We start from the raw sequence: 6,131 nt of genomic DNA on the forward strand, positions 1-6,131 counted from the left end.
AACTCAGGTAGTTGAGGGAAAGGTAATGCTGCAACAGTGGCCATAAATTAATCCTTCTTTAAACAGTTAGGTTATGATTTAAGGAAGCTCGAGATCTTCTTCGGTAACCCAATCCAAGTGAGTATCTTTAGATATCAATAGTGTGCCTTCAAGCCAATTTACACCTAATATCTTTTCATCATGTGAAGCGTAAAACTCCGAAAGTTTATCGACTATGTTTGTAACATTCGATATTTCTACATTTTGTAAAGGTAGCCAAAACCAGCGATTTTTTGACTCAAGTAGTGCTCTTTTCGAGTTCCAATCCAGTCCCCATAATAAATGCTCTTGATTACCATTCACGAGCCGACAGTGCATCGCTGCCTTGATCCCCAATTTTTCAAGAAAGAACAACATACTTCCTACTTTGCGTAAAAAAAAACCATATTGACACATACTAAGATGTTACCAAGTATGTATCAATTATCTTTTGTTTTTATATGGTTATGATCAAGCTTGTATCTATATGTGGCTGGCCAGCCAGGTCTTGGTAGGCACAAATTGGTCTGACACCACATTGCCATTATTTATACAGATGGGCAATACGAAGTCAGTACCACTTCCTTTTGCAAACTCCCGTACTTCTCTTAAGGTATCTTTGCTATTGCTAACTGGTACTAGTAAAGAGTGGCTAAGTTCCCTTGTTCCACGCAACTTAATATTGGGTATTGAAAAACCTCGATGTAACAGCTCCTTTGTTTTAATGATTTGCACAGAACTGAATGACTTTACGTATTGGAGTTGTGCGGTTACTAGTTCGTTATATACCGTTTTTAACTTAAACTTTGCTAGCAAATAGTCGTCTGTCAAATTACTGAGCTGATACAAAGCCTTTTTAATAATTAATGTAATTTCTGGGTTATTCAACGATGGCATCGCCAACTCTCGGTCATAGGCGTTTATTACAGCGATTTTTGGATAATGGTCCATTTCACCGACATCTGTTTCAAACTTATCCCTATCGCTTAAAATCATGTTTGTGAGTTTATCGTGTCGCTCTGTCATACCTTTAGAGCATAAAATTAAGAATCTGTTTGATGGCTTAGTTTCGCAGCTAACTAATATTGGGAGTTCATTTTTGTGGTTTGGCACAGGGATATACACCTTTCTAATATCAGAATCCTCTAATATTTCATGTGTACCACTGCCTTCCAGAAAGCTGGCTATCTTCTTCAACATCTGGCTCACGATATCATTCCTTTGTTCAATTATTATTCTACGTTTTGACATTCGTTCATCATACTCTTCTTGTTTAGACTCGATATGCCTAGTCAATTGGTCCCTGTTTAAATATGGTAGAAAATCATTGAAAGTACATTTCACGCTCATGGTGCCAGGGCGTAGCCCTAGTTTAGTTTCAATTCTGGTTGCTAACTTTTTTCCTAGCATACGGGATTTATTGGGCCCTAAATGATTGTTCAAATGACAACCTAGCTCTGAGTTCAATTTGCTAATATTGCCATTCCCTATAAGGGTCAATAGGATCTCTAAATTCCTAGATCTGGCAAGCTTGTCAATTGGGAGGTTATCATCAATTGTTGGGTCTACATTTATGGTAGAAATGGCCTCATCAAGTTGTCCAATAGGCATACCGAGCTTTGTTTCTATGTTTCTAGCTAGTCTGTGACTGATGTTCTTCTGAGGCTTGGATCTGTGGCTGAGATAACTGGCCAAGTGAGGCATATCTAAATGTCTACATAAGTTCTGAATCTTACGGTTGTAGTCTTGGTTGACTATACGCATAAGGTTTTGGTGTCGATTCTCGTGATAGATTTCAGTAGTGTCGAATTTGATATCCATTCAATCACCAATCAATAACGTATTGTTGAAATGGTGTCTTCTATCAAATCTCGTTCTATATCGCTTTCAGCTTGATTTAAATACTTCTCGAGAATATCAATATTAAGTGTACTCAAGTGTCTTCTGTAAAGCTTGCGTCTCAATTCTTTGCGTTCAGCATAAATTGGGTATAGCCCCTGGATAAGGATACCAAGAAGAAGAATTACTATATAAAGCAGATTAAAAGACTCTAATTGAGAGAATCGCCATGCAGCTAAACCTACAATTGTTAGAGAAAATGCCAATATAACTATTCTTCTGGTGAACTGCCCCCATTCTGGTGAAAATACAGAGTCTTTGTAATGCATCATATTATTACCTCCTAGATGTATAAGAAATTGTCCATTGTCCATGTGTCTGGATGTGTTGAAGGGAGTGATTGAGATTCGAATATTGCATCAATGGTTGACCAACCTAGCTCAACTCCGTCCTCAAAATGGGTAGAAAATGCAATGTACATCCAACTTGCGACAGTAAATCGTGCTGCTGCTGTAAATTCAATCTTCAACAAATCGAGTTCGCTTGAGGTACTTACCATGTAAGTATTGGTACTTCTAACGCGATAACACCCTGATAACCTGTCAAGTAGTGGTGTTAGGTTAGGTTCTTTCTTGGCGAGCTTAATCATATCTTTCAAAGACAAAATACAATTGAGCTCTTTTAAACCAACCCTAGTCCATTCTTTAACTTTGCAAATTTGTTCAATTCTGTTTCTTTCGAAAGAGATCCAGAGAGGATCATACCTTCCCATACTTTCAATTAATTTATAGGTTGAAAGTAATTCTTCTAAACTAGCAGAGCATGCCCTTTCGATGTTCGTTGATGTATTGCGCTTAGCAGTACATCTTGTTTTAGTTACTGCGCTTTCCAATCTTGAGTCTCCTAGTTCAAATATTCTCAGTTACAACACTTTTATCGCGAGGATTTGTCTTACGCCGTTATCTGATCGCGATGTCAGTTCAATATTTTCGAATGTCGGTACTGGAAGTCTGTGTATAGCCGCCTCTATTAGTTTCAAGCCGAAAAGGTACTTACCACTAGTAATTGAGTTAATATGATGGTTTGTCATTTTTTCTAAATGACTGACTATCAAATGTTCTAGTTGATAGAGAGTATCAAGCACCTGCAGATCTAGGTTTATCAGGTCGTCATAGTTCTGGAGTGTCATCAACGTGTGTCGATATGGATCTAGAGCACACCTGTACGCATGCTTTTTAAGTAGATATGGATGTATAGGTTTTGGCCACATGACGACTATCTGTTATATCTGCTTTGTACGTTCTAGCCAGCTAGCTAGTGATAGTAGACCACATACCTTGGCCACCACCTCGAAATTGTCTTTGTATGCTCCGCTATTAAAGAAAATCAGGCAAATCAAAGCAGTACAAGATAGTGCTATCAGTAAATACTTTGTTCTAAACATTAGCTTTTCCTCAACCATTCTTAGGCAGTCTAGACTAAACATTGAATAATAGATGTCATTCGCGTATAAAAAACAATACTAATGTTACCATATATTTTAATACGTATGTTAGGAAAACCTCATGCTGAGCTAGTTGATAATTTGATCAACTTAGTTTCCATATGAGCTTTGGTACAAATATTAACGAAGAGTATGATTGATATGATAAAAATTGATAAAGATGAAGTTTTGACAGTCTCCATTGTCTCGCAAAGGCTTAAAGGCATCATTCCTGAGGATTATAAATGGCCAAATGTACCGGAGGGATATCAATTGGAGTTTATTGTCCATCCCGATGGCACTTTAATCATGGATCTTTTAAATCCTGATAGAGGAATGTTTATTTCAGAAGCCGAAAATGTTCACTTTGAAACACCCCGTACAGTGAAGAACGCCCCCCTTACATGGCAAGACCTAGAAAAGGCTGGTGTTCCTTTTATGTCATGACCTAACTACAACTTGATAGAGCTTTCACAAACAACCTCGTTAAGCACCAAATCAGAATAAATCCCCCTCTATAATAGGAATACTGCATGAAATCTGCGATCCGTCTTAGTCTAAAAGTAATATTGTTTTCGATTACTGTCATAGTGTCGATAATTGGAGGACAAATTAGTCAGCACCTCGCTCATATCAAAGATTCCAGAATGCATACGATCGATACCTGGAACAGGCAACATCCTGAGAACTTACATGTCTCTAGAACATTTATTAATGAATGCCTTAATCGAAAAATGGTAAAGGACACTAGTTCGGACGAACCTTTCTTTGTAAAAGAGGTTTATGGACTGTATGAATGTGGTATTGAAGTCGGAGCGGATGACCTTGTGGAGAAAATCAAAGAGTCAGACAACTCATTGAGTACATTTGCTTGGCCATTATCAGCTTTAACTTAATACTTCGTTTTCAAATATTGAGGTCTAAATCGGACCTCATTTGAACCACTATCGAACAAAAATTAGTCAACTATACACGGTATCCACCACACTTTAAGGTACTCATTGGTGCCTCTCCCCCACCGCTTCGCTCCATCCGCACGTGCTGTAACTATAAGGTCGGCTTCGCCGCCTCTTGAGCATTCTCCCCCCTGGGAGAACCAGCGGCTTCGCCGCTTCTTAGATTGGTAAATACTATTCATATCGATTTATTTCTATCTTTATCTATCCATATCTATGTTTGGCTACGCCAAACTTTTTTCCAGGGGGTCTTAGCAGTGGCGAAGCCACCAAGGAGTAGAAATATTTAGGGCGAAGCCCTTATTCGTTAGCGTCGAAGACGCGAAAGGGAGCTTGATTCTTTGCGAGCGAAGCTCGCTTAATTCGAGTTAAAGCGAGTGAGGTAGTTAAGGTTATTGGTGTCGTAACAGCGGCTTGTGGTGTAGTTTAGGTGGTGGATACCGTGTATATTTATGGTTTGAAGTCCCCGTAGATTTGGGAGAGAAATAAAGTTTCATACTAAATGTTCAAGTAAGCCTGTCAGTACCGTTCTAAATGTCACGCTGACATAAATAAAGATTCATACCAATTGGTACTACCATGTTTCAATCTCACAACAATTGACTATAAAAGTATCATACTGGTTGTCTGACCATCCGCTGGAACACGTATCTGGACAAAAATGTTTTAGAGCTGTGTATTAAAACGTTTTTGTCAGATTAGAAAAAGCATCTTGAAACCTTAAACGCTTGCTATTATTGCATGTGTTCGCAAGATGGTTGTGATATGCTAAGAGATGCATCATGTAGGATTAGAACATAGCTAAAAATTAGTTATTGACGCCATAGTCGTTTGTTAAAGGTCGGTTTTCGCATCTTCCAGAGCCTGTTTTTGAATATTTGCAATAACTTCCTCGGTTAACCCATACTTTGCTGCGACAGTCATTGTGATTGGGTTTAGGATGTCCTCAACCTCATTGAACAACTCTATTGATTTTTCCAACCCTGTAATCATCTTATTACGCCCAGACGCGTTCATAAAATCCATAGCTTTAGCTTGGAAATAACTATGAGCCAAGAAGGGGTTCTAGGGATTTTCCCCTCTAAAGTAACATAGAATGCTACAGGCTTTGTATTATATAGCCTCCAGCTGTGGGTTACTTTCGTTTCCAAGCTTAATCATCCACGATTGGCTTCGTAATTTCACTAATATCAGGCAATTTTCCGGTATTGGTGAAGTTATACGTCCCGCTTAAGTTGATATTTTGCCATGCAACGGGCGAAACAGCACGAGTGATAGCCGCTTTTTCTTCATCACCTGTCGCTTCAAAGTGTCCCAGAAGATGACTCAGTATCGCGGAGTTGAAGTAGATGAGCGCATTGGCAAGCAATCTTGCGCATTCATTCCAGATAGCGATTTCAGACTCGTTTTTGCCACGGAACTGATCACCATTCACCGACGCAATGGCTCGTCTAAGGAAGTGCCATGCTTCTCCCCGGTTCAGGGCACGTTGCACATACTGCCGCAAACTGGCATCGTCGATGTAGTCAAGTAAATATTGCGCTTTAACCAGTCGATTATACTCCGTCAGAGCCTGTAATATTGGGTGTCCAGAAGGGTAACCAGACAACTTTCTTACCAGCATTGCTTGTGTCGTCCGCTTTGTCTGAAGTGACAGAACAATACGCCTGATATCTTGCCATCCCGTTGTAATAACATTCGTTCTGATAGGCTTCTTTAGCGCCAGTATGGTGCTGCCTTGTTCACTTTCAGTCACATCAAACAGATCATTGATGACACTACTGAACTGCGCGTATCGCGGTGCAAAACTGTAACCGCATAGATCCAGTAAGGCG

General features: G+C 39.4%; 8 protein-coding genes. 2 read left to right on the forward strand and 6 right to left on the reverse strand.

What is annotated here, in order from left to right:
* Positions 1–78: 78 nt before the first annotated feature.
* The 4 genes from R8N49_RS15175 to R8N49_RS15190 form a co-directional block, all read right to left on the reverse strand.
* Positions 79–396 carry a hypothetical protein gene (locus R8N49_RS15175; RefSeq protein ID WP_025634101.1) on the reverse strand — a complete coding sequence of 106 codons (318 nt, stop codon included), beginning with the start codon at positions 394–396 and terminating at the stop codon, positions 79–81.
* Between the two features lie 105 nt (positions 397–501).
* Positions 502–1,839, reverse strand: a complete 1,338-nt coding sequence (locus R8N49_RS15180; RefSeq protein WP_025634099.1) for a hypothetical protein — start codon at positions 1,837–1,839, stop codon at positions 502–504.
* An 11-nt stretch (positions 1,840–1,850) separates the two neighbouring features.
* A complete protein-coding gene (locus tag R8N49_RS15185) occupies positions 1,851–2,189 on the reverse strand; it encodes a hypothetical protein (RefSeq protein ID WP_025634098.1) in 339 nt (112 codons plus the stop codon).
* Positions 2,190–2,200: 11 nt separating this feature from the next.
* Complete coding sequence (locus tag R8N49_RS15190) at positions 2,201–2,749, reverse strand: hypothetical protein (protein WP_025634097.1); 549 nt, start codon at positions 2,747–2,749, stop codon at positions 2,201–2,203.
* Positions 2,750–3,493: 744 nt separating this feature from the next.
* On the opposite strand from R8N49_RS15190, the gene R8N49_RS15195 reads away from it, so the two are divergent.
* Positions 3,494–3,787, forward strand: coding sequence for a hypothetical protein (locus R8N49_RS15195; RefSeq protein ID WP_025634094.1), 294 nt, complete (start codon positions 3,494–3,496; stop codon positions 3,785–3,787).
* An 86-nt stretch (positions 3,788–3,873) separates the two neighbouring features.
* Positions 3,874–4,236 (forward strand): hypothetical protein, encoded by a 363-nt coding sequence (locus R8N49_RS15200; protein ID WP_025634091.1) that lies wholly within the window; start codon positions 3,874–3,876, stop codon positions 4,234–4,236.
* Positions 4,237–5,130: 894 nt separating this feature from the next.
* Here R8N49_RS15200 and R8N49_RS15205 read toward each other — a convergent pair.
* The gene (locus tag R8N49_RS15205; protein WP_225455764.1) at positions 5,131–5,322 is read right to left on the reverse strand and encodes a hypothetical protein; all 192 of its coding nucleotides are present in this window, start codon (positions 5,320–5,322) and stop codon (positions 5,131–5,133) included.
* Between the two features lie 127 nt (positions 5,323–5,449).
* Positions 5,450–6,131: Tn3 family transposase (locus R8N49_RS15210; RefSeq protein WP_225468083.1), on the reverse strand; the 682-nt coding region annotated here is incomplete at its 5' end.

The organism is Vibrio sp. 1978 (assembly GCF_033344345.1).

Coding starts and splice junctions, on each gene's coding strand:
- R8N49_RS15175 (WP_025634101.1), bottom strand. CDS start 396: ATGTTGTTCTTTCTTGAAAAATTGGGGATCAAGGCAGCGATGCACTGT.
- R8N49_RS15180 (WP_025634099.1), bottom strand. CDS start 1,839: ATGGATATCAAATTCGACACTACTGAAATCTATCACGAGAATCGACAC.
- R8N49_RS15185 (WP_025634098.1), bottom strand. CDS start 2,189: ATGATGCATTACAAAGACTCTGTATTTTCACCAGAATGGGGGCAGTTC.
- R8N49_RS15195 (WP_025634094.1), top strand. CDS start 3,494: ATGATTGATATGATAAAAATTGATAAAGATGAAGTTTTGACAGTCTCC.
- R8N49_RS15200 (WP_025634091.1), top strand. CDS start 3,874: ATGAAATCTGCGATCCGTCTTAGTCTAAAAGTAATATTGTTTTCGATT.
- R8N49_RS15205 (WP_225455764.1), bottom strand. CDS start 5,322: ATGGATTTTATGAACGCGTCTGGGCGTAATAAGATGATTACAGGGTTG.